Source organism: Streptomyces sp. NBC_00659 (assembly GCF_036226925.1).
Taxonomy (GTDB): Bacteria; Actinomycetota; Actinomycetes; order Streptomycetales; family Streptomycetaceae; genus Streptomyces.
Genome location: NZ_CP109031.1, coordinates 4,444,341 through 4,466,915 on the forward strand (window position 1 = coordinate 4,444,341; position 22,575 = coordinate 4,466,915).

16 protein-coding genes are annotated in these 22,575 nt (G+C 73.4%); 3 read left to right on the plus strand and 13 right to left on the minus strand.

Annotated features, from left to right (window positions below; genetic code table 11):
• Positions 1–13 precede the first annotated feature (13 nt).
• Entirely contained in the window at positions 14–1,396 is a 1,383-nt protein-coding gene (locus OG410_RS19190) for a PAS domain-containing protein (RefSeq protein ID WP_329300313.1), read from the minus strand.
• A 780-nt stretch (positions 1,397–2,176) separates the two neighbouring features.
• Between OG410_RS19190 and OG410_RS19195 the strand changes: the two genes are divergently transcribed.
• On the plus strand, positions 2,177–3,241 hold the full coding sequence (locus OG410_RS19195; RefSeq protein WP_329300314.1) for an isopenicillin N synthase family dioxygenase: 1,065 nt from the start codon (positions 2,177–2,179) through the stop codon (positions 3,239–3,241).
• Between the two features lie 21 nt (positions 3,242–3,262).
• Here the strand turns inward: OG410_RS19195 and OG410_RS19200 are convergent, their stop codons facing one another.
• The gene (locus tag OG410_RS19200; RefSeq protein ID WP_329300315.1) at positions 3,263–4,363 is read right to left on the minus strand and encodes a citrate synthase 2; all 1,101 of its coding nucleotides are present in this window, start codon (positions 4,361–4,363) and stop codon (positions 3,263–3,265) included.
• 453 nt (positions 4,364–4,816) lie between these two features.
• Here OG410_RS19200 and pdxH point away from each other — a divergent pair, with 453 nt between their 5' ends.
• The gene (pdxH, locus tag OG410_RS19205; protein ID WP_329304168.1) at positions 4,817–5,455 is read left to right on the plus strand and encodes a pyridoxamine 5'-phosphate oxidase; all 639 of its coding nucleotides are present in this window, start codon (positions 4,817–4,819) and stop codon (positions 5,453–5,455) included.
• Between the two features lie 61 nt (positions 5,456–5,516).
• Here pdxH and OG410_RS19210 read toward each other — a convergent pair whose 3' ends face one another.
• From OG410_RS19210 to OG410_RS19245, 8 genes are all read right to left on the minus strand, one after another.
• Positions 5,517–6,134, minus strand: a complete 618-nt coding sequence (locus OG410_RS19210) for a TetR/AcrR family transcriptional regulator (RefSeq protein ID WP_329300316.1) — start codon at positions 6,132–6,134, stop codon at positions 5,517–5,519.
• A complete protein-coding gene (locus OG410_RS19215) occupies positions 6,122–6,856 on the minus strand; it encodes an enoyl-CoA hydratase family protein (protein WP_329300317.1) in 735 nt (244 codons plus the stop codon). The genes OG410_RS19210 and OG410_RS19215 overlap by 13 nt, the downstream gene beginning before the upstream one ends.
• Complete coding sequence (locus OG410_RS19220) at positions 6,853–8,418, minus strand: 4-coumarate--CoA ligase family protein (RefSeq protein ID WP_329300318.1); 1,566 nt, start codon at positions 8,416–8,418, stop codon at positions 6,853–6,855. Before OG410_RS19220 ends, OG410_RS19215 begins: the two co-directional genes overlap by 4 nt.
• Before the next feature lie 17 nt (positions 8,419–8,435).
• Positions 8,436–9,596, minus strand: a complete 1,161-nt coding sequence (locus OG410_RS19225) for an acyl-CoA dehydrogenase family protein (RefSeq protein ID WP_329300319.1) — start codon at positions 9,594–9,596, stop codon at positions 8,436–8,438.
• Between the two features lie 113 nt (positions 9,597–9,709).
• Complete coding sequence (locus OG410_RS19230; protein ID WP_329300320.1) at positions 9,710–11,590, minus strand: ATP-binding protein; 1,881 nt, start codon at positions 11,588–11,590, stop codon at positions 9,710–9,712.
• Between the two features lie 8 nt (positions 11,591–11,598).
• Positions 11,599–13,197 carry an acyl-CoA carboxylase subunit beta gene (locus OG410_RS19235; protein ID WP_329300321.1) on the minus strand — a complete coding sequence of 533 codons (1,599 nt, stop codon included), beginning with the start codon at positions 13,195–13,197 and terminating at the stop codon, positions 11,599–11,601.
• Positions 13,194–14,867 carry an acyclic terpene utilization AtuA family protein gene (locus OG410_RS19240; protein WP_329300322.1) on the minus strand — a complete coding sequence of 558 codons (1,674 nt, stop codon included), beginning with the start codon at positions 14,865–14,867 and terminating at the stop codon, positions 13,194–13,196. Before OG410_RS19240 ends, OG410_RS19235 begins: the two co-directional genes overlap by 4 nt.
• Entirely contained in the window at positions 14,864–15,658 is a 795-nt protein-coding gene (locus tag OG410_RS19245; RefSeq protein ID WP_329300323.1) for a TIGR03084 family metal-binding protein, read from the minus strand. The genes OG410_RS19240 and OG410_RS19245 overlap by 4 nt, the downstream gene beginning before the upstream one ends.
• A gap of 150 nt (positions 15,659–15,808) precedes the next feature.
• Between OG410_RS19245 and OG410_RS19250 the strand changes: the two genes are divergently transcribed.
• A complete protein-coding gene (locus OG410_RS19250; protein ID WP_329300324.1) occupies positions 15,809–16,579 on the plus strand; it encodes an SDR family oxidoreductase in 771 nt (256 codons plus the stop codon).
• Positions 16,580–16,891: 312 nt separating this feature from the next.
• Here OG410_RS19250 and OG410_RS19255 read toward each other — a convergent pair whose 3' ends face one another.
• The 3 genes from OG410_RS19255 to OG410_RS19265 form a co-directional block, all read right to left on the minus strand.
• Entirely contained in the window at positions 16,892–17,848 is a 957-nt protein-coding gene (locus OG410_RS19255; protein ID WP_329300325.1) for an EamA family transporter, read from the minus strand.
• Between the two features lie 173 nt (positions 17,849–18,021).
• Entirely contained in the window at positions 18,022–19,146 is a 1,125-nt protein-coding gene (locus tag OG410_RS19260; RefSeq protein ID WP_329300326.1) for a lipid II:glycine glycyltransferase FemX, read from the minus strand.
• Between the two features lie 46 nt (positions 19,147–19,192).
• On the minus strand, positions 19,193–22,396 hold the full coding sequence (locus tag OG410_RS19265; RefSeq protein WP_443063767.1) for an FAD-linked oxidase C-terminal domain-containing protein: 3,204 nt from the start codon (positions 22,394–22,396) through the stop codon (positions 19,193–19,195).
• Positions 22,397–22,575: the final 179 nt, after the last annotated feature.

Here is a 22,575-nt window from a genome sequence, read left to right on the forward strand (position 1 = left end):
CCCCACGGCGTCCTCAGGACTTTCCCGCCAGCTCCTCCAGGTCCAGGGCCGCGGCGATCCGTACGGCCACGTCCTCCGCGTACATCGCGTCCGCGCGCTCGAACCGGCTGCGGCCCGCGCTCCGCAGGAACGTCACGACCCCCAGCGTCCGCCCGCGGCTGCGCAGCACCGCGCACAGGGCGTGCACGGAGTCCCGCGGCCACTGCCGGGCGAGAGCCCAGTCGCGCGCCTGCTCGGCGTCGGCGGCGGCCGCGTCGGCCCGTACCGAACCGGCGCGGTCCACGCACTGGAGCGCGGGGTGCCCCTCCCCGTAGCGCAGAGGCAGTCCGGCCTTCCCCGTGATGTGGCTCGGCCCGGGTGCCCCGGCGGGCGTGGCGACCGTCCGTACGAGCATTACGGGCCCCTCCCCGTCCGCCCGGCGGCCTCCGGCCACCCGGTCGACCAGGGCGTGGTCGGCGAAGCCGGCGAGGGCGAAGTCGAGGTGGACGGCGGCGGCCTCGCCCGGGTTCTCGCACTCGGCCGCGGCCCGCGCGGCGCGATGGAGCTGGTTGGCGCGGAAGCGCAGCAGCGCCGCCTCCTGCTCGGTCTGCTTGGCCTCGGTCACGTCCTGGAAGAGCCAGCCGACACCGAGCGGCACGGGTTCCTCCGCGAGCGGCGAGGCGAGCCGCACGAAGCCGCTGAGCCAGCACCGCCGCTTCTCGCCCTCCGGCGTGCGCAGGCCGACCCACATCTCCGCGGGGGCCGGCGGCGCGCCCTCGGACAGGACGTGGGTGAGGGCGCTCTCCAGTTCCTCGACGCCCCGGGAGAGCAGGTCCCCCAGGGGTCGGCCGAGGACGGAACTGCGTCCGGTCCCGAGGGCCTGCGCGGCGTGCGCGTTGACCACGGCGGGCCGCAGGTCCGCGTCGACCAGCACCACGCCCCAGCCGGCGTCCTCGAAGAGCGCCTCGCTCAGGGCGATGGACCGTTCGAGGTCGATCTGGGTATGCACCTCGCTGAAGGCGCAGTACACCCCGGCGGGCTTGCCCTCCGGGCCGCGGACGGCGGCGGACTGGGTGCGGACGAGCACCCTGCCGCCCTCCTTGGTGAGGAGCGCGAACTCGTGCACCTGGCGGCCGGGCGCCTCCATGGCGGACATCAGCCGGCCCTCGACCTCTTCGGCGTCCGCGGTCCGCACGGCCCAGCCGGCGAATCCGCGCCGCCCCACGGCCTCGGCCGCCGTCCACCCGAGAATGCGCTCGGCCTCGCGGTTCCAGTGGGTGAGGACCCCCTCGGCGTCGAAGGCGCACAGGGCGGCGTCCATGCCGTCCAACAGCGCGGCAAGCAGATCGGAGCCGTCCGGCTCGGGCTCGTCCGGCCCCAGCTCGTCCGTGGTCCCACTACGCCGGGAAGCACTCACCTGGACCCCCTGCAGGCTGCGTCCGTGTGTACGGCGCGACAGTTCGCTCACTCGTCTCCATTCAACTCGAACGTGACCCAGCCCACACCTCGTTCCCCGAAGATGGGGGAAATCGATGTACGCCGGATTTCCGCACCTCCCGCCCCAGGAGTCCCGGTCCCTCGCCTCCCGCCCCAGGAGCCCCGGCCCCGCGCCTCCCGCCCCAGGAGCCCGGTCCCACGCTTCCCGATAAATCGCTTGAGACTCCCGGGAGGCCTTCCTAGAGTGGTTCTCACGTAGGAGAGGAGGTGGTTCGGCTCATGACGGAAATCCGGACATACGAGGTGGCTGCGGGCTAGCGGCCCGTTGTCGGACTCGGTTCGGCGCCGGACCAGCGTGTGTGATGTGCGCGCAGCCGGCCCAATCCACGCAGTCACCCGACCCGTGAGCTCGCCGGTGCGTCCGGCCGGCCCCGTCGCCGCGAGGCGGAGGGACCAGAGCTCACGGGTCGTCTGCGTTTTCGGCCCGTGCCCGCCTCCGGACGGACCTCCGAGTGATCGCGGACCGTCGAGTGACCCAGGTCACAGGTGGTTCGCGCGGAGAGCAGTACTCTGTGGCCATGCTTCCGATGCTCGTCCGACGCCGCCACGTGGATTTCGTGCGCGTCACGAGCATGGGCTGTCGGCGCTCAGCCTGACCCAGCCCCTTTCGCACGGCTTCTCCCCTTCACCCGGCACCCGTGGCCCCCGCCCCACCCCCGGCGGCCGCCCCGGGCACCCGTAGACCTCGCGGACGCACCTCATGACGACGAACACGTCTTCCACGTTCTCCACGCCTGCCCCGAACGGGCGGACGGTCCCCTCGTACCAGCAGCTTCCGATCATCGACCTCTCGGCGGCCGGCCGCGGCCCCCAGGCACGGGCGCTGCTGCACGCGCAGTTGCACAGCGCCGCCCACGACGTGGGCTTCTTCCAGCTCATCGGGCACGGAGTGACCGAGGCCGAGACCGGTGCGCTGCTGCGGGCCATGCACCGGTTCTTCGCGCTCCCCGAGGCCGACCGGCTGGCCCTGGACAACGTCGGCTCACCGCACTTCCGCGGGTACACGCGGACGGGCGACGAGCGCACCGGCGGCAGCCGGGACTGGCGGGACCAGCTCGACATAGGCGCCGAACGGCCCGCGCGGACGCCCCGCCCCGGTGAGCCCGCGTACTGGTGGCTCCAGGGACCGAACCAGTGGCCGGCCGCGCTGCCGGAGCTGCGGACGGCCGCGCTGACCTGGATGGAACGGCTGAGCGAGGTCGCGGCCCGGCTGCTGCGCGAGCTGCTGACCGCCATCGGGGCTCCCGCCGGCTTCTACGACCCGATCTTCGGCGAGCGGGCGCATCCGCACCTGAAGCTGGTGCGCTATCCGGGCAGCGCGGGCGACGGAGCCGATCAGGGCGTGGGCGCGCACAAGGACTACGGATTCCTGACGCTGCTGCTCCAGGACCGGGTCGGCGGGCTCCAGGTGCAGCGCGAGGACGGCCGCTTCCACGACGTGCCGCCGCTGCCCGGTGCCTTCGTGGTCAACCTGGGCGAGCTGCTGGAGGTCGCCACGAACGGGTATCTCCTGGCGACCAACCACCGGGTGGTGAGCCCGGCCGGGGCCACCGAGCGGTTCTCGGTGCCGTTCTTCTACAACCCGCGCCTCGACGCCCGGATCGAGCCGCTGCCCTTCCCGTACGCCTCGGCCGCGCCCGGCGTCACCGACGACCCGTCGAACCCGCTGTTCGCCGAGTACGGCTTCAACGAGCTCAAGGGCAAGCTGCGGGCGCACCCGCTCGCCGCCGCCCGTCATCACGCGGAGCTGCTCGCTCCGGCGTGATGACCGGCGGCCCGCACGAGGTCAGTGGGCGATGCCCTCGTGCCCCTCGATGTCCCCGACGGTGCGCGAGCCGGGGCCCACGTAGCGCGCGGAGGGGCGCACCAGGCGGCCGGTGCGCTTCTGTTCCAGGATGTGCGCCGACCAGCCCGCGGTACGGGCGCACGTGAACATGGACGTGAACATGTGCGCCGGGATCTCGGCGAAGTCCAGGACGATGGCCGCCCAGAACTCGACGTTCGTCGCGAGGACACGGTCCGGGCGGCGGGCGTGGAGCTCGGCGAGGGCGGCCTTCTCCAGGGCTTCCGCGACCTCGTAGCGGGGGGCGCCCAGCTCGCGCGCGGTGCGGCGCAGCACCCGCGCGCGGGGGTCCTCGGCGCGGTACACGCGGTGGCCGAAGCCCATCAGGCGCTCGCCGTTGTCGAGGGCGTGGCGGACGTAGGCGTCGGCGTCCCCGGTGCGCTCGATCTCCTCGATCATGCCGAGGACGCGGGAGGGCGCGCCACCGTGCAGCGGGCCCGACATGGCTCCCACGGCCCCGGAGAGCGCCGCGGCGACGTCCGCGCCGGTCGAGGCGATCACGCGCGCGGTGAAGGTGGAGGCGTTCATGCCGTGCTCGGCGGCCGAGGTCCAGTAGGCGTCGACGGCGGCGACGTGCTTGGGGTCCGGCTCGCCGCGCCAGCGGATCATGAACCGTTCGACGACGGAGTGGGCCTTGTCGATCTCGCTCTGCGGGACCATCGGCAGGCCCTGGCCCCGGGCGGACTGGGCGACGTACGACAGGGCCATGACGGCGGCGCGGGCGAGGTCCTCGCGGGCCTGTTCCTCGTCGATGTCGAGGAGGGGTTTGAGGCCCCAGACGGGCGCGAGCATGGCGAGCGCGGACTGCACGTCGACGCGGATGTCACCGGAGTGGACGGGGATCGGGAACGGCTCGGCGGGCGGCAGACCGGGGTTGAAGGCTCCGTCGACGAGGAGTCCCCACACGTTGCCGAAGGAGACATGGCCGACGAGATCCTCGATGTCGACGCCCCGGTACCGAAGAGCGCCGCCCTCCTTATCCGGTTCGGCGATCTCCGTCTCGAACGCGACGACTCCTTCGAGTCCGGGTACGAAGTCGGACATCAGGCGGCTCCTCGTGATGTTTACGACGGATGGTGTTGTCGGGGTTTGGGTGACCCTGCGTCCCTGTGGGGGCGACGGTCGACGGTGAGGCGCTTCGCCGGCCGGTTCCACGGTCATCTGCGAAGACTCCCGAATGCTCTTCGGTCAGTCCCCGCCGACTCGCGGTCCGAAAGCGGTCATCCCGGTGATGCCCCGTACGGCTGGTCCTCCAACCGGAACGGCACCAGCACGATATCCCCGAGTGCCATCTTCCGGGAGGGTACGCGGCACTGAGTGCCACCGCGTGACGAAGCACACCTGCCCGCACACCCGCCCCGGAAGGGGGCCCCAATACGGCAGGATGAGACCGTGAACGATCGTTTCGCGGACGAATCCACTGCCGAGCCCCTCATCCAGGCCGCGGCCGAGGCCGCCGAGGCCGCGCACGAGGAGATCGCCGCCGATCCCGCCTCCATGCGGGCGCACTACCGCGCCGAGGGACTCGACGAGGGTGATCTCGCCGCGCACCCCATGGCGCAGTTCTCCCGCTGGTTCGAGCAGGCGGCCCAGGCCGCGGTGCACGGTTTCGTGCACGAGCCGAACGCGATGGTCGTCTCCACGGCGGACGCCGAGGGCCGGCCCAGCTCGCGCACGGTGCTGCTCAAGCAGTACGACGACCAGGGCTTCGTCTTCTACACGAACTACGACTCGCGCAAGGCCCACGAGCTGGCCCACAACCCGTACATCTCGCTGCTCTTCCCGTGGCACCCGATGGCCCGGCAGGTCATCGTCACCGGGACGGCACGGCGCACGGACCGGGAGGAGACCGCCGCGTACTTCCGCACCCGCCCGCACGGCTCCCAGCTCGGCGCCTGGGCGAGCACCCAGTCCGCGGTCATCTCCGGGCGCAGCGAGCTGGACGTCACGTACGCGGAGCTGGACGCCCGCTACCCGGAGGGCGAGCAGGTACCGGTACCGCCGCACTGGGGCGGTTTCCGGATCGCCCCGCAGACGGTCGAGTTCTGGCAGGGCCGCGAGAACCGTCTGCACGACCGGCTCCGCTACGTGGCCCGGTCCGACGGCGGCTGGCGGATCGAGCGGCTGAGCCCCTGACGGCGGCGCCGGGGCCGCTGCCCCAGCACCCGGACCGGCCGGACACGGCCGCGCGCCGCGGTCAGCCGAGTGTCTCCTCCACGATCGCCCCCCACTGCGCCACGACCCGCTCGCGGCGCCCGGTGTCGTCGGTGAGCAGGTTCGCGAGGCCCAGACCGCGCGCCATGTCGAGCAGGCCCTGCACCGTCTCGCGCACCCCGGGCCGGGACTCGTCCGCGCCCAGCAGGTCCACCGCGATGCGGTGGCTCTCGCGGCCGACGCGGCCCTCGAGCTCGGTCACCCGCGCACGGAGCTGGTCCTCGTTCGAGGCCGCGACCCACAGGTGGAGGGCGGCGCGGAACAGCGGCCCGGTGTAGAGGCCGACGAGGGCCTCGACGACGGCACACCGGTCGGCGGGGCCGTCGGGGAAGAGGTCGCGCAGTGCGCTGGAGCGCTCCTCGGCGACGTACTCGACGGCCGCCGTGAAGAGGTCCTCGCGGGTGGGGAAGTGGTGCTGGGCGGCACCCCGGGACACTCCGGCGCGCTCGGCGACGACGGAGACCGTGGAGCCCGCCCAGCCGTGTTCGGCGAGGCAGGCCACGGCGGCGGCCAGGAGCCGCTGCCGGGTGGCCCGGCTGCGGTCCTGTTTGGGGACGTGCGGAGTACGTGCCGCGTGTTCCGTCGCGCTCACACCACCCATGCGGGATCCCGTCGTTCGAGGAAGGCCGTCATCCCCTCGCGGGCCTGCGCGGAGGAGAACAGCCGGGCCGAGAGCGCGGTCAGGTCCGCCGCGTCCCGGTCGAAGGTCTCCAGCACCTTAGCCGTGAGCAGTGTCTTCGTCTCGGCGAGGGCTTCGGGGGCCGCCCGGCGCAGCCCGTCGAGAACGGGCGCGAGTACGGCGTCCACGTCGTCCCCGGCCGCCGTGAGGAGCCCGGTGCGGACCGCCTCGGCGGCGTCGAAGCGCTCCCCGGTGAGGTAGTAGCGGGCGAGTGCGCGCGGGTCGGTGCGGGGCAGCAGCGGGAGCGAGATGACGGCGGGCGCGACCCCGATCCGTACCTCGGTGAAGGCGAAGCTCGCCGCCTCGCCCGCCACCGCGATGTCACAGGCCCCGAGCAGGCCGAGGCCGCCCGCCCGGACGTGTCCGGCCACCCGGGCCACGACGGGCTTGCGCAGCTCGACGATCCCCCGGAGCAGGCCGACGAACGCGTCCGGGGGCGGGGGGTCGCGCAGGTCGGCGCCCGCGCAGAAGGTGTTCCCGGTGTGGGTCAGGACGACGGCGCGTACGTCGCCGTCCTTGCCGCAGCCGGTGAGCGCGTCGGCGAGCTCGCCCACGAGGACGGCCGACAGGGCGTTGCGGGTGGAGGGCGAGTCCAGGGTGAGCGTGGTGATGCCGCGCTCGTGTTCCGTGCGGACGACGGTCATGACAGGCCTCGCAGTTCGCGGCGCAGGATCTTCCCGGAGACCGCCCTCGGGATCGCGTCGATGAAGGTGACGACGCGGACCCGCTTGTACGGGGCGACGCGCTCGGCGACGTACAGCATGATCTCGTTCGCGGAGAGGCCGGCGGCCGAGGGCTGGCGCACCACGAAGGCGTGCGGGACCTCGTTGTTGTCCTCGTTGTAGGACCCGATGACGGCGGCGTCGGCGATGCCGGGGTGGGTGAGCAGCAGTGCCTCCAGTTCGGCGGGGGCGACCTGGAAGCCCTTGTACTTGATGAGTTCCTTGACGCGGTCCACGACGAACAGCCAGCCGTCCTCGTCCACCTGACCGACGTCGCCGGTGTGCAGCCAGCCGTCCGGGTCGATCATCGCGGCGGTCGCCTCGGGCCGGCCCAGATAGCCCTTCATGACCTGCGGTCCGCGGACGACGATCTCGCCGCGCTCGCCCACCCCGAGGTCCTTGTCCGGGTCGTCGAGGGAGACGATGCGCATCTCGGTGCCCGCGACGAGCTTGCCGACCGTTCCCGGGGGCGGGTTCTCGGCGTCGAGCGGGACGACGTGCGTGCCGGGCGACAGTTCGGTCATGCCGTAGGCCTGGCCCACCGGCGGAAGCCCGAGCCGGGCCGAGCAGGCGGCGGCCAGCGCGGCGTCCAGGGGCGCGGCCGAACAGACGATGTACTCCAGGGAGGACAGGTCGTACTCCGCGACGGCGGGGTGCTTGGCGAGCGCCAGGACGATCGGCGGTGCCACGTACAGGCCGGTGATGCGGTGTTCCTGGATGGCGCCGAGAAACGTGTCGAGATCGAAGCGGGGCAGCACGACCACGGTGGCGCCCTGCCGCAGGGGCGCGTTCATCAGGGCCGTCAGTCCGTAGATGTGGAAGAACGGCAGCACGGCGAGGATGCGGTCGCCCGGGTTCATCGGCATGGCCGGGGAGAGCTGGGCGAGGTTGGTGGCTATGGAGCGGTGGGTGAGCATCACGCCCTTGGGGACGCCCGTGGTGCCCGAGGAGTACGGGAGGGCCGCCACGTCCTCCACCGGGTCGATGTCGGCCTGCGGTTCGGGCGCGGTGCTGCCCAGCAGGTCGAGCATGGAGCGGTGGCCCTCCGCCTGGTCGCACACGAAGATCTCCCGTACGCCGCCCGCGAGTTCGGCGGCCCGGCGGGCCGTCTCCAGCAGGGGCGAGACGGTCACGATCCAGCGGGCCGAGGAGTCGCGCAGTTGCTTGGCGAACTCCTCCGGTGTGGCGAGCGGGTGCACCGTCGTGACCGAGGCGCCCGCGCGCGTGGCGCCGTAGAAGACGACGGGGAAGGCGATGGTGTTGGGGCTGTGCAGGGCGAGCACGTCGCCCTTGCGCAGTCCCGCCTCGGCGAGCGCGGCGGCCAGTCGCCGGTGGAACCGGTCGACCTGGGCGTAGGTGAGCGTGGTGCCGTCGACGCCGTCGACGAGCGCGGGTGTCTCGCCGCGCTCGGCGGCGCGGCCCAGCACGGCGTCGTGGATCGGTTCCTCGACGGCCGGGACATCTGCGTACTCGCTGCGGAACACGGTTCCTCCTAGAGCGCTCAGTACGACTTGGGCAGGCCCAGGGTCTGGTGGGAGACGTAGTTGAGAATCATCTCCCTGCTGACGGGCGCGATACGGGACACGCGCGCCGCCGTGATCAGGGAGGCGAGGCCGAACTCACGGGTGAGGCCGTTGCCGCCGAGGGTGTGCACCGCCTGGTCGACAGCCCGTACGCAGGCCTCCCCGGCCGCGTACTTGGCCATGTTGGCCGCCTCCCCCGCACCGACGTCGTCCCCCGCGTCGTACAGGTACGCGGCCTTCTGCATCATCAGACGGGCCAGTTCGAGCTCGATGTGGGCCTGCGCGAGAGGGTGGGCGATGGCCTGGTGGGCTCCGATCGGCGCCTTCCAGACGGTACGGTCACGTGCGTACTCCACGGCCCTGGCGAGGGCGAAACGGCCCATGCCGATGGCGAACGCGGCCGTCATCACCCGCTCCGGGTTGAGCCCGGCGAACAGTTGCAGCAGTCCCGCGTCCTCGTCGCCGACCAGCGCGTCGGCCGGCAGTCGCACCTCGTCCAGGGTGAGCTCGAACTGCTTCTCGGCGCTGGACAGTTCCATGTCGATCTGCCGCCGGCCGAAGCCCTCGGCGTCGCGCGGGACGATGAACAGACAGGGCTTGAGGCTGCCGGTCCGCGCGTCCTCCGTACGGCCCACGACGAGCGTCGCGTCGGCGATGTCGACGCCGGAGATGAACACCTTGCGGCCGGTCAGGACCCAGTCGGTGCCGTCGCGGCGGGCCGTGGTGGTGATGCGGTGCGAGTTGGAACCGGCGTCGGGCTCGGTGATGCCGAACGCCATGGTGCGGGTGCCGTCCGACAGGCCCGGCAGCCACGTGCGCTTCTGCTCCTCGGTGCCGAAGCGGGCGATGACCGTTCCGCAGATGGCGGGCGAGACCACGAGCATCAGCAGCGGACAGCCCGCGGCGCCCAACTCCTCCAGCACGATGGACAGTTCGGCGATGCCGCCGCCTCCGCCGCCGTACTCCTCCGGGAGGTTCACCCCGAGATAGCCGAGCTTGCCGGCCTCGGCCCACAGCTCGTCGGGGTGACCGCCTTCGGCGATGGCCTTGGTCATGTACGCACGGCCGTAGCGCTTGCCGAGAGCGGCGACCGCGGAACGGAGCGCCTTGTGTTCGTCGGTCTCTGTGACAGGGCTCATGAGGGCTCCTCGGTACGGAGAGTACGGAAAACGCGTCCTGTACGTAACTGTTCGAGCCCGCGCGGCACAGCCGCGCGGTGGTCCGTCCGGGCGCCCCGCGGCGGGGCGCCCGCTCACCGGGCGTCGTCCGCCGGCGCTTCCCCGGGCACCGCTTCCTCCCGCACGACGGCCAGCAGCGCGCCCACCTCCACCTGCTGTCCGACCACGGCGTGCAGGGCGGTGAGCGTGCCCGCCGCCGGCGCCGAGATCCTGTGCTCCATCTTCATCGCCTCCAGCCACAGCAGCGGCTCCCCCGCACGCACGGCGGCGCCCTCGGCGAGCCCCTCGGCCACCCGGACCACGGTGCCGGGCATCGGCGCGAGCAGCGACCCCGGGGCCCGGTCCGCGGCCGGATCCGGGAAGCGGGGGAGCTCGGTCAGCGCGGTGGCGTTCACGAAGACCTGGCCGTCGGCGTACCGCGTGACCTCGAACGTCCGCCGTACACCGGCCACTTCGAGGACGACCCGGCCCGCGTCGGCGTGCACCACGCGCACCCCGTCGGCCGCGAGCCCCTCGCGCGCGTGCCGGTAGGCGGCCTCGTGCTCCTCGCCGTGCATCCGGTAGCGCTTGGTCTGCGGCTGCGACGCCAGGTTCCGCCAGCCGCCGAACCGCGAACGCCCGTGCGCGTCGGCCAGGGCGGCGGCCAGCGGGGCGTACGGGTCCGGGGCGGGCTCGGTCAGCGCGGCGAGGTGACGGTCGTAGAACCCGGTGTCCATCCGGGCCCCGGCGAACTCCTCGTGGCGCAGCGACCGTACGAGCAGATCCCGGTTGGTGACCGGGCCGTGGACCGTGGCCCGCTCCAGCGCGCCGGCCAGTTTCCGCACGGCCTCCGCGCGGGTGGCGGCGTGCGCGACGACCTTCGCGAGCATCGGGTCGTAGTGGATGCCGACCGAGTCGCCGTCGGTGAACCCCGTGTCCAGCCGGACGCCGTCCGGGACGGCGATCCGGTGCAGGGTGCCCGTCTGCGGCGCCCAGGCGCCCGCCGGGTCCTCCGCGTACAGCCGGGCCTCCACCGCGTGGCCCCGCGCGGGCGGGGGCTCGCTCTCCAACCGCTCCCCCTCGGCGACCCGCAGTTGCAGGGCGACCAGGTCGACCCCGAACACCGCCTCCGTCACCGGGTGTTCGACCTGGAGCCGGGTGTTCATCTCCAGGAAGTGCGCGGTGCCGTCGGCGACCAGGAACTCGACCGTGCCGGCGCCGACGTAGTCCACGGCGCGGGCGGCGCGCACGGACAACGCGTAGAGCTCCCGGATGAGTTCGTCCCCGAGCCCTGGGGCCGGCGCCTCCTCGATCACCTTCTGGTGGCGGCGCTGGAGGGAGCAGTCACGGGTGCCCAGCGGCCAGACCGTGCCGTGCGCGTCGGCCAGGATCTGCACCTCGACGTGCCGGCCGCCCTCCACGTACGGCTCGACGAACACCTCCCCGTCACCGAAGGCGCTCAGCGCCTCCGCGCGGGCCGCCTCCAACTCGGCGTCCAGGTCCGCCAGTTCACGGACGATCCGCATCCCGCGGCCGCCGCCGCCCGAGGCGGCCTTGACCAGCACCGGCAGATCCCCGGCGGTGACCCGCTCCAGCGGTTCGAGCCCCATCAGCTTCTTGGCCCGCGTCTTGGACGCCATCGCCTCGATCGCCTCGGGAGACGGCCCGACCCACACCAGCCCCGCGTCGATCACCGCCCGCGCGAAATCGGCGTTCTCCGACAGGAACCCGTATCCCGGGTGCACCGCGTCCGCGCCCGCCTCCAGCGCGGCCCGCACGATCAGATCGCCCCGCAGATACGTCTCCGCGGGTGTCGCGCCCGGCAGCCGTACCGCGGCGTCCGCCTCGCGCGTGTGCAGGGCGTTCTCGTCGGCGTCCGAATACACCGCGACGGTGCGCACCCCGGCCTCACGGCAGGTGCGGAAGACCCGGCAGGCGATCTCGCCCCGGTTGGCGACCAGCAGACTCGAAATCACGTGATCCCTCACATCCGGAAGACGCCGAAGCCACCGCGCGCGCCCTCGAAGGGCGCCGTGTGGATCGCGGACAGGCACAGGCCGAGGACGGTGCGGGTGTCGCGCGGGTCGATGACCCCGTCGTCGTACAGCCGCCCGGACAGGAACATCGGCAGCGACTCGGACTCGATCTGCTGCTCCACCATGGCGCGCAGCGCCGCGTCGGCGTCGTCGTCGTACGGGTGCCCCTTCGCGGCGGCCGACTGCCGGGCGACGATCGACAGGACGCCCGCGAGCTGCTGGGGTCCCATCACGGCCGATTTGGCGCTGGGCCAGGCGAACAGGAACCTCGGGTCGTAGGCACGTCCGCACATCCCGTAGTGACCGGCTCCGTAGGAGGCGCCCATGAGCACCGACAGATGCGGGACCTTCGAGTTGCTCACCGCGTTGATCATCATCGCGCCGTGCTTGATGATGCCGCCCTGCTCGTACTCCCTGCCGACCATGTAGCCGGTGGTGTTGTGCAGGAAGAGCAGCGGGATGTCGCGCTGGTTGGCCAACTGGATGAACTGGGCGGCCTTCTGGGACTCGGCGCTGAACAACACGCCCTGGGCGTTGGCGAGAACGCCGACCGGGTAGCCGTGCAGGCTCGCCCAGCCGGTGGTCAGGCTCGTCCCGTACAGCGGCTTGAACTCGTCGAAGTCCGAGCCGTCGACGATCCGGGCGATCACCTCGCGCGGGTCGAACGGGTGCTTCAGATCCCCCGGGACGATCCCCAGGAGCTCGTCCTCGTCGTACTTGGGGGGCTCGGCGACGGCCGGATCGCCGTACGCCTTGCGGTGGTTCAGCCGGGCGACGACCCGGCGGGCCTGGCGGAGCGCGTCCCGCTCGTCGACGGCGAAGTAGTCCGCGAGGCCCGACACGCGGGCGTGCATCTCCGCGCCGCCCAGCGACTCGTCGTCACTCTCCTCGCCCGTGGCCATCTTCACCAGCGGCGGCCCGCCGAGGAAGACCTTCGCCTTCTCCTTGACCATGATCACGTGGTCGGACATTCCGGGGACGTACGCGCCTCCGGCCGTCGAGTTCCCGAAGACCACGGCCACCGTGGGGATCCCGGCCGCCGACAGCCGGGTGAGGTCGCGGAAGATCGCGCCCCCGGGGATGAAGATCTCCTTCTGCGAGGGCAGGTCGGCGCCGCCCGACTCGACCAGGCTGATGCAGGGCAGCCGGTTCGCGAGGGCGATGTCGTTCGCCCGCAGCGCCTTCTTCAGGCTCCAGGGGTTGCTGGCACCGCCGCGCACGGTCGGGTCGTTGGCGGTGATCAGGCACTCGACGCCCTCGACCACCCCGATGCCGGTGACCAGGGAGGCGCCGACGGCGTAGTCGCTGCCCCAGGCGGCCAGCGGGGACAGCTCCAGGAACGGGGTGTCCGGGTCGAGGAGCAGTTCGATGCGCTCGCGGGCGAGCAGCTTGCCGCGCTTGCGGTGCCGCTGGACGTACTTCTCCCCGCCGCCCGCGAGGGCCTTGGCGTGCTCGGTGTCGAGGTCGGCGAGCTTGGCGAGCATGGCCTCGCGGTTCGCCCGGTAGTCCGGGCCGCCCACGTCCAGGGCGGACGAAAGGACCGTCATAGCAGGACCTCCGGGATATCCAGGTGACGGGAGCGGAGCCATTCGCCGAGGGCCTTGGCCTGGGGGTCGAAACGGGCCTGGGAGGCGACGCCTTCGCCGAGGATCCCCTCGACCACGAAGTTGACGGCCCGCAGGTTCGGCAGGACGTGGCGGACGACGTTCAGCGGGCGGCTCTCCGGGATCAGCTCCCGGAAGCGGTCGGCCGTCAGTTCATGGGCGAGCCAGCGCCAGGCCTCGTCGCTGCGGGCCCAGACGCCGACGTTGGCGTTGCCGCCCTTGTCTCCGCTGCGGGCACCGGCGATCAGGCCGAGGGGGGCGCGGCGGGTGGGACCCGCGGGCAACGGTTCGGGCAGGGACGGTTCCTCGAGTGTCTCCAGTACGAGCGTGTCCTGGGCCGGGATCACCGAGAGACGGCTCCCGTCGTGGAGGACGGCCCTGTGGTCGACGGCGTCCTGGGGGACGTGCACATCCTCGAAGACCCCGTAGGGCGCGCCCTTCCCCGGTGGCGCCACCACATGGAAGCCGGGGTAACTGGCGAGCGCCAGCTCGATCGCGGCACCGCTCAGGGCGCGCCCCACGGTGGCCTGGTCGGGGTCGCGGACGACGAGCCGCAGCAGGGCGCTCGCCGTCTCCTCGGTGTCCGCGTCGGGCCGGTCGGTGCGCACCAGCTCCCACCGCACCTCCGCGGGCGGCGACTTGGCGAGCGCGTCGCTCATCTGCTCGCGCACCAGCGCGGCCTTGGCCTCGATGCCGAGTCCGGTCAGGACGAAGGTCACCTCGTTGCGGAAGCCGCCGAGCCTGTTGAGGCCGACCTTGAGGGTGGGGGGCGGGGCCTCGCCGCGCACGCCCTCGATCCGCACCCGGTCCGGGCCGTCCTGGCCGAGCCGCACGGTGTCCAGGCGGGCGGTGACGTCGGGTCCCGCGTACCGGGCGCCCCCGGTCTCGTACAGCAGCTGTGCGGTGACCGTGCCGACGTCCACGAACCCGCCGGTGCCGGGGTGCTTGGTGATGACGCAGCTTCCGTCCTCGTGGATCTCCGCGAGGGGGAAGCCGGGGCGGCGTACGTCGCCGTCGCCGAAGAAGGAGTAGTTGCCGCCGGTGGCCTGGGTGCCGCACTCCAGCACGTGCCCGGCGACGACGGCTCCGGCGAGCCGGTCGTGGTCCCCCGGCCGCCAGCCGAAGTGGGCGGCGGCGGGCCCGGTGACCAGCGCCGCGTCGGTCACCCGGCCGGTGACCACGATGTCCGCGCCCGCCGACAGGCACTCGGCGATGCCGAAGCCGCCGAGGTAGGCGTGGGCGGCGAGGCTGCCCGGGTAGCGGGCGGTGAGGTCGTCGCCCTCGACGTGGGCGACCCGCACCGGGATGCCGAGCCGGCCGGCCAGGGTCCGCACCGCGTCGGCGAGCCCGGCCGGATTGAGGCCGCCGGCGTTCGTCACGATCTTCACGGACCGCTCGTGCGCCAGGCCGAGACAGTCCTCCAGCTGGCGCAGGAAGGTACGGGCGTATCCGGCGGCGGGGTCCTTCAGCCGGTCCCGGCCCAGGATCAGCATGGTGAGCTCGGCGAGGTAGTCGCCGGTGAGGACGTCCAGCTCGCCGCCGGTGAGCATCTCGCGCAGGGCGTCGAAGCGGTCGCCGTAGAAGCCGGAGGCGTTTCCCACGCGCAGCGTCACTCCGCGTCCCCCTTCGGCGGGCGTCCGTCGCCGGGCGGGCCCGCGAAGGCCTGGGCGATGCCGAGCCAGCGGTCGGCGTCGGGACCCTCGGCGCGCACGTCGACATCGGCGCGGTGCGCCCGCTGGGTGACCAGCAGACAGAAGTCGAGTGCGGTGCCGGTGACGCGCTGGGGGGCGTCTTCGGGGCCGTAGGTCCAGGTGTCGCCGGAGGGGGCGAGGATCTCCACCCGGAACTCCTCGGCGGGCACGGCGAGCCCGCGCGCGGCGAAGGCGAAGTCCCGTGCGCGGACCCCGATGCGGACCACATGCCTGAGCCGGTCGGTGGGAGGACGGACCACACCCAGGGCGTCGGCGACGTCCTGGCCGTGGGCCCAGGTCTCCATGAGCCGGCCGGTGGCCATGGAGGCACCGGACATGGGCGGGCCGTACCAGGGGAAACGGGCGCCCGGAACGGACGCGCGCAGCGCCCGGTCCAGCGCGGCCCGCCCGGTGCGCCACCGCGCCAGCAGTTCGCCGGACGGGAGCCGGGCCCCCTCCTCGGCGCCCTCGTCCACGAACGTCGCGGGTGCCGCGAGGGCCTTCTCGACGAGGCCGTGGAAGGCGTCGGCGTCCGTGACGGAGAGGAGGGCGGAGTGGTCGGTCCAGGCGAGGTGGGCGATCTGATGGGCGACGGTCCAGCCGGCGGCGGGCGTCGCGAGGGCCCACCGGTCGGGGCTCAACCCGGCGACGAGCCGGTCGAGTTCTTCGCTTTCGTCACGCAGATCGTCGAACACGGGCGTCGGATCGGACATGGGGGGAGCATGTCAGCGCCCCCAGAAACAATCAAGCATGCTTGCATCAATTTATTTCCCGCGATCCGCCGCCGCCCCGTCACATCTCCCCTCCCCGGTCCGTCATACCGATGACGACGCGGACAGAGGAACACAGAGGGAGACATGAACATGAGCGAGGCCAAGAAGATCGCGGTGGCCGGGGCGACCGGGCGGCTCGGGCGGCATGTCGTGGACGTGCTGACGGAGCGCGGGCACACCGTCGTACCGATGTCCCGGGCCACCGGGGTCGACATCGTCACCGGCGCCGGGCTGGCCGAGGCGCTGGAGGGTGTGGACGTCGTGATCGACGCGTCCAGCACCCCCTCGCCCGACCGGCAGGTGGCGACGGAGTTCTTCACGGCGGCGGCCCGCAATCTCCACGAGGCCGGGCAGAAGGCGGGGGTCGGCCGGCTGGTGGTCGTCTCGATCATCGGCATCGACGCCTCGGTCGCCGGGTACAACGCGGCCAAACTGGAGCACGAGCGCGCGGTGCTGGCGGGACCGGTGCCGGTGCGGGTGCTGCGGGCGGCGCAGTTCCACGAGCTCGTGGAGCAGTTCACGCAGTGGGGGCGCCAGGGCGACACCGTCCACGTCCCGAGGATGCGGACCCGGCTCGTCGCGGCGCGGGCCGTGGCGGAGGCGCTGGTGGAGCTGGCGGAGGCCGAGGAGGCACCGGGGGCGCGGGCCCCGTTCCCGGAGGTGGCCGGTCCGCGCGAGGAGAGCCTGGAAGAGGCGGCGCGGCTGCTGATGGCCCGCCGGGACCCGGCCGTGAAGGTGGTCGCCGTGAGCGACCCGGACAACCCGGAGCGGGACCTGTTCGAGAACGGCGGTCTGCTCCCGGGGGCGGACGCCAGGCTCGCGGGCCCGGCGTTCGCGGAGTGGGTGGAGACGGCTTCCTGAGCCGGACACGCCCCGGGTGCCGCCGGGGCGCATCACGCCGGGGGCGCCGGGCGGGTGGGCGTCGGGGCGCCGGGTGGGCGTGGGCGTCGGGGGCGCCGCACCGCGAGGTCAGCGGCTCGCGCCGGGGCGCCCGGCCGTGACCGTACCGGAGGGGCGCAGACGAGTGGATGCCAGGGCCCGCCACGGGGTCCGGAGCACCCCGGCCCCCGTGGCGGCCGTGATGGGGCGCCGGGCCGGGTGGGGGTCAGGGCGCGCGGTGCCGCGAGGTCCAGGAGAGCGCGGCCGGCCGCCGGGACCGTGGACAGGGCCCGGTCAGGGCGCGTCGACCGGGACCGTCGCCTTCCCCCGGCCCACCTGGGTCCGCACCGCGCCCATGCTCGCGCCGATGACCAGGGCGATCGCGGCCGCCTGGGTCGTGGACAGGGCCTGGTCGAGGATCAGGAAGCCCGCTGTCGCCGCGATGGCGGGCTCCAGGCTCATCAGGATCGCGAAGGTGGAGGCGGGCAGGCGGCGCAGGGCGAGGAGTTCGAGGGTGTAGGGGAGGACCGAGGACAGGATCGCCACCGCGGAGCCCAGGGCGATCGTGGTCGGGTCCAGCAGCCGGGTGCCGGACGAGACGATCCCGAGCGGCAGGAACAGCAGCGCCGCCACCGCCATCGCCAGGGCCAGGCCGTCGGCCTGGGGGAACCGGCGGCCCGTACGGGCACTGAAGACGATGTACGCCGCCCACATCGCGCCCGCCCCGAGCGCGAAGGCCACGCCCACCGGGTCCAGGTCCCCGAACCCTCCGCCGCCCAGCAGGAAGACGCCGCACAGGGCCAGGCCCGCCCAGACCGCGTTGACCGCGCGGCGGGAGGCCAGCACCGAGAGGGCGAGGGGGCCGAGCACCTCCAGGGTGACGGCGGCGCCGAGGGGGATGCGGGCGACGGACTCGTAGAAGAGGCCGTTCATCGCGCCCATGGCGATGCCGAAGACGGCGACAGTCCCCCAGTCGGCGCGCGAGTGGCCGCGCAGCCGGGGGCGGCAGACCACGAGCAGGACCACCGCGGCGGCGAGCAGGCGCAGGGTCACCACGCCGAGCGCGCCGGCCCTCGGCATGAGGGTCACCGCGAGGGCGCCGCCGAACTGGACCGAGATCCCTCCGGCCAGCACCAGCCCGACGGGCCCGAGGGAACCGAGGCGGCCGGGAGCTCCGCCCGAGGACACGGGGGCGTGCACCGTCCCGGAGACGGGCGCGGACGACGAGGTGGTGGCGCTGGGGGTGCTCACGGGCGGTCCTGGAGGCTGGCTCGGTCGGGTGTTCATCACGATGTACTGCCGAGTCCAGGGTAGTGGACTTCGTCAGGAGTGTGAACTGCTCATGTAACTGTCCTGGATGCTGAGACCCGGATCGGGACGCGTCGCTGAACGGCCCGTCGCCGACTGCAGCGGCGACGGGCCGTTCAGCGACGGGACAGGTAGACGTCCAGCGCCTTGTGCAGCACCCGGTTGATGGGCAGGTCCCACTCGCCGAGGTACTCCGCGGCCTCGCCGCCCGCGCCCGCCTTGAAGCGCAGGAGGCCGACGAGGTGGTCGCTCTCGTCCAGGGTGTCGGTGATCCCGCGGAAGTCGTAGACGGCGGCGCCCAGCGCGTGGGCGTCGGTCATCATGCGCCACTGGATGGCGTTGTTGGGCTGGACCTCGCGTTTGCGGCCGGTGGAGGCGCCGTAGGAGTACCAGACATGGCTGCCGACGGTCAGCATGGTGGCCGCGGCGAGGACGTCGCCCTCGTGGCGGGCGAGATAGAGCCGCATGCGGTCGGGGTCCTCGGCCGTCAGCGAGGTCCACATCCGCTGGAAGTAGGGCAGCGGGCGCGGGATGAAACGGTCGCGTTCCGCCGTCTCCGCGTAGAGCTCGTAGAAGGCGGGCAGGTCGTCGTAGCCGCCCCGGACCACCTCGACGCCGGCCTTGTCGGCCTTCTTGATGTTGCGCCGCCACTGCTGGTTGAGGCCCTTGTGGATCTCCTCCAGGGACCGTCCGGCGAAGGGGACCTGGAAGACGTAGCGCGGCTGTCCCGCCGCGAAGCCGTCCTCGCCGCCGGGCTCTGTCTGCTGCCAGCCCATCGCCCGCAGCCGGTCGGCGATCCCGTCCGCGGCCGGTTCGTACGAGGTCGCCGTCACCTCGCCGAGGCGCCGTGCCGCCGGGTCGGCGATGGCCGTCTTGACCGTGTCGGCGCTCCAGCGGCGCGCGACCACGGGCGGGCCCATCTTCACGGTGAACGCGCCACGCGACTTCAGATGCGCCACCATCGGCCGCAGCCAGCGGTCGGCGAGGTCCGGGTCGTGCCAGTCGATGACGGGGCCCTCGGGCAGGTACGCGAGGTACCGCCTGATCTTCGGCAGCGGGCGCAGCAGCACGAGGCCGGCCCCCTGGAGGCGGCCGTCCGCGTCGAACCAGCCGAGGCTCTCCGCGCGCCAGTCCGGCTTCACGTCCCCCCAGGACGGCACCTGCATATGGCTGGCCGAGGGCCGCGAGCGGACGAACGCCAGGTGCTCGTCGCGGGTGATCGCCTGCAGGCGGAGAGTCATGCGCGTCGCTCCTCGAACGTCTTCGGCCGATGACATCCCAGCGTACTTACGCGGTGGGCGCGGACCCGTCGTCCCGCGGGCCGTTCTCCAGCGCCTCGGCCAGGACCTCCGCCAGGTGGCGGCCCCGGCGGCCGGAGAGCTGGGCCAGCTGGGTGCGGCAGGAGAAGCCGTCGGCGAGGATCACCGCGCTGTCGTCGGCCGCCCGTACCGCCGGAAGCAGCTGTTCCTCCGCGCAGGCCCGTGACACCTCCTCGTGGCCCCTCTCGAAGCCGAAGTTGCCCGCGAGTCCGCAGCAGCCGCCCGCGAGGGTGCCGGTCAGGCCCGCCGCGTCGCGCAGCCGGCGTTCGGCCGCGTCGCCGAGGACCGCGTGCTGATGGCAGTGCGTCTGGCCGGCCGCCGGGCGGTCCAGGCGCGGCGGCGTCCAGGCCGGCGCGTGCCGTTCCAGCGCCTCCGCGAAGGTCGTCACCGCCGCCGCCAGCCGCGCCGCGCGCGGGTCGCCGGACAGCAGTTCGGGCAGGTCCGTGCGCAGGGCGGCGGCGCAGCTCGGTTCCAGGACGACGACCGGGAGGTCGTCCATGGCGAGGTAGGGCTCCATGAGGTCGAGGGTGCGGCGGAGCACGGTGCGGGCGCGGTCGAGCTGGCCGGTCGAGACGTACGTCAGTCCGCAGCAGACGCGGTGGCGGCGGCGCGGGAGCAGTGTGCCGAGGCGGAGGGGGCCCCGGGTCACGCCGTCGCCGACGGGCCCGTGCCTCCACACCGTCCTCGGGGGCAGCAGCACGGCCAGTCCCGCGGCCTCCAGGACCCTTACGGCCGCGCGTCCCACGGAGGGTTCCAGGTGTTCGGTGAAGGTGTCCGGCCACAGGAGGACCGTCTTGCGGCCGAAGTCCGGGAACAGCGCGGGGGCGGGCCGCCCGCCCCCGCGCCTCTCCCCGCCCGGTCCGCCCTGGGTGTCCTGTCCGCCCCGGCGCCGTTCACGCTCGCGCGCCCGTGCCCGGTCCCGGAACCGGGCCGACCACCACCGGCTGAACGTCTCCGGCGCCAGCCGCGGGATCTCCCGTCCGGGTGCGACACCGGCCAGGCGCTTGGCGACGGCGGCCAAGGGGCGCAGGGACGCGAGGGAGTTGACGAGCCGGGCCGAGCGGGTACGGGTCACCGCCGCGAGCCAGAAGGGGAGCCGCCCCAGGGTGTAGTGCGCGGCGGGACGGCGGCGGCCCGCGTAGTGGTGGTGGAGGAACTCCGCCTTGTAGGTGGCCATGTCGACGCCGACCGGGCAGTCGGACCTGCATCCCTTGCAGGACAGGCACAGGTCCAGCGCGTCCCGGACCTCCGTCGAGCGCCACCCGTCGGTGACGATCTCGCCGGCGAGCATCTCGTGCAGCAGTCTGGCCCGCCCGCGCGTGGAGTGCGCCTCCTCGCCGGTCGCCCGGAAGGAGGGGCACATGACCTCGGCGCCGCCCGGGACCGAGGCCGTACGGCACTTGGCGACACCCACGCAGCGGCGCACCGCCGCCGAGAAGTCGCCGCCGTCCGCCGGATAGCCGAACTCCACGTCCACCGGGCGCCGCGGCAGCACCGCGAACCGCAGGTTCTCGTCCAGCCGGTGCGGGCGCACGAGCATGCCGGGGTTGAGCAGGCCGCGGGGGTCCCAGAGGTCCTTCGCCCGTTCGAAGAGGCGGACCATCTCCGCTCCGTACATCGTGGGCAGCAGTTCGGCGCGGGCCTGTCCGTCGCCGTGCTCGCCGGACAGCGAGCCGCCGTGCGCGACGACGAGGCGGGCGGCCTCCTCCGAGAAGCGCCGGAAGCGGGTGACGCCCGCCGCGGTGATCAGGTCGAAGTCGATCCGGACGTGGATGCAGCCGTCGCCGAAGTGGCCGTACGGGGTGCCGTGCAGGCCGTGGGCGGCGAGCAGGGCCCGGAAGTCCCGCAGATACGCGCCGAGGCGGGCGGGCGGCACCGCGCAGTCCTCCCAGCCGGGCCAGGCCTCTTCGCCGAGCCCGCGGCCGGCGCCGAGCGGGGGCCGGGCCTCTTTGCCGCGGCCTGCTCCGAGCGGGGAGCGGTCCCCGGCGTACGGCATCCGGGTCGCCGTGCCGCTCGCGTCCTCCCGCAGCCGCCACAGCGCCCGCTGCCCCGCCGGGTCGGTGACCACCAGGGCGTCCCCCACGTCCGCGGCCCGCACGATCGTGTCCGCACGCGCGCGGGCCTCCGCCGGCGATCCGCCGCCCGTCTCCACGAACAGCCAGGCCCCGCCGCGCGGCAGCCCCGCGTCGGCGGGCACGAGATCGGCGGCCATCCCCTCCACGGTCAGCGGCCCGTACCCGAGCAGGCCGGCCGCGGCGTCCGCGGCGGCGCTCTCGTCGGGGTAGGCCAGGACGGCCAGCGCCCGTGCCCGGGGTGCCTCGACCAGGCGTACGACCGCCTCGGTGAGCAGACCCCAGGTGCCCTCGGAGCCGCAGAACGCGCGGGCCACGTCCGCGCCGCGTTCGGGCAGGAGCGCGTCGAGGGCGTACCCGGAGATCCGCCGCGGCAGATCCGGGAAGCCGGTCCGCAGCAGCGCCAACTCGCTCTCGACCAGGGCCTTCAGCCCGTCCGGGGCGCCCTGCCAGTTCCGGCCGAGGCGGCGGGTGTCCCCGGCCGCGCCGACGACCGAGAGCTCCCGCACGTTGTCCGCCGTGGTGCCCCAGGCGACCGAGTGGGAGCCGCAGGAGTTGTTGCCGATCATCCCGCCGAGGGTGCAGCGGCTGTGCGTGGAGGGGTCGGGGCCGAAGCGCAGTCCGTGCGGGGCGGCGGCTTCCTGGAGGCGGTCGAGGACGGCACCGGGCTGGACGACGGCCGTGCGGGCGTCCGGGTCCAGCGCGAGGATCCGGTTCATGTGGCGGGTGAAGTCCAGGACGACGCCGGTGCCCGTGGCCTGTCCGGCGATCGAGGTGCCGCCGCCGCGCGCCACGACCGGCACCGCGTGGGCGCGGCACACGGCGAGCGCGGCGGCCACGTCCTCGGCGTCCCTCGGGGCCACCACACCGAGCGGTACGCGCCGGTAGTTGGAGGCGTCCATGGTGGTCAGCGCCCGCGCCGTCGCGTCGAAGGAGACCTCGCCGCGCACGGCCCCCGCCAGGTCGGACCGGAGCTGACCGGCGGACCCCTCCGGCTGCCCCTCCGGCGACCCGTCCGGCTGCCCTGCGGGCCGTCCGTCCGGCCGTCCGCTCGGCCTTCCGTCCGGCTGTCCGTCCGGCCGTCCACCCAGTTCCGTCATGCCTCCAGGATGCCGCCGGGCACCGGCGGCGGCGCTGTGGCCAGACGCCCGAAAGACACCGATATGCCGGGGCGATCATGAAACCGCTTCCCGAAGCCTCCCAATCGGATCACGAACTCTCATATAGTGACGGCGAGTTGAGCATCGAGTGTCGCTTCTCGCCCAGGACCGACCGAGGA

Coding starts and splice junctions, on each gene's coding strand:
- OG410_RS19195 (WP_329300314.1), top strand. CDS start 2,177: ATGACGACGAACACGTCTTCCACGTTCTCCACGCCTGCCCCGAACGGG.
- OG410_RS19200 (WP_329300315.1), bottom strand. CDS start 4,363: ATGTCCGACTTCGTACCCGGACTCGAAGGAGTCGTCGCGTTCGAGACG.
- pdxH (WP_329304168.1), top strand. CDS start 4,817: ATGCGGGCGCACTACCGCGCCGAGGGACTCGACGAGGGTGATCTCGCC.
- OG410_RS19210 (WP_329300316.1), bottom strand. CDS start 6,134: ATGGGTGGTGTGAGCGCGACGGAACACGCGGCACGTACTCCGCACGTC.
- OG410_RS19215 (WP_329300317.1), bottom strand. CDS start 6,856: ATGACCGTCGTCCGCACGGAACACGAGCGCGGCATCACCACGCTCACC.
- OG410_RS19225 (WP_329300319.1), bottom strand. CDS start 9,596: ATGAGCCCTGTCACAGAGACCGACGAACACAAGGCGCTCCGTTCCGCG.
- OG410_RS19235 (WP_329300321.1), bottom strand. CDS start 13,197: ATGACGGTCCTTTCGTCCGCCCTGGACGTGGGCGGCCCGGACTACCGG.
- OG410_RS19245 (WP_329300323.1), bottom strand. CDS start 15,658: ATGTCCGATCCGACGCCCGTGTTCGACGATCTGCGTGACGAAAGCGAA.
- OG410_RS19250 (WP_329300324.1), top strand. CDS start 15,809: ATGAGCGAGGCCAAGAAGATCGCGGTGGCCGGGGCGACCGGGCGGCTC.
- OG410_RS19260 (WP_329300326.1), bottom strand. CDS start 19,146: ATGACTCTCCGCCTGCAGGCGATCACCCGCGACGAGCACCTGGCGTTC.
- OG410_RS19265 (WP_443063767.1), bottom strand. CDS start 22,396: ATGACGGAACTGGGTGGACGGCCGGACGGACAGCCGGACGGAAGGCCG.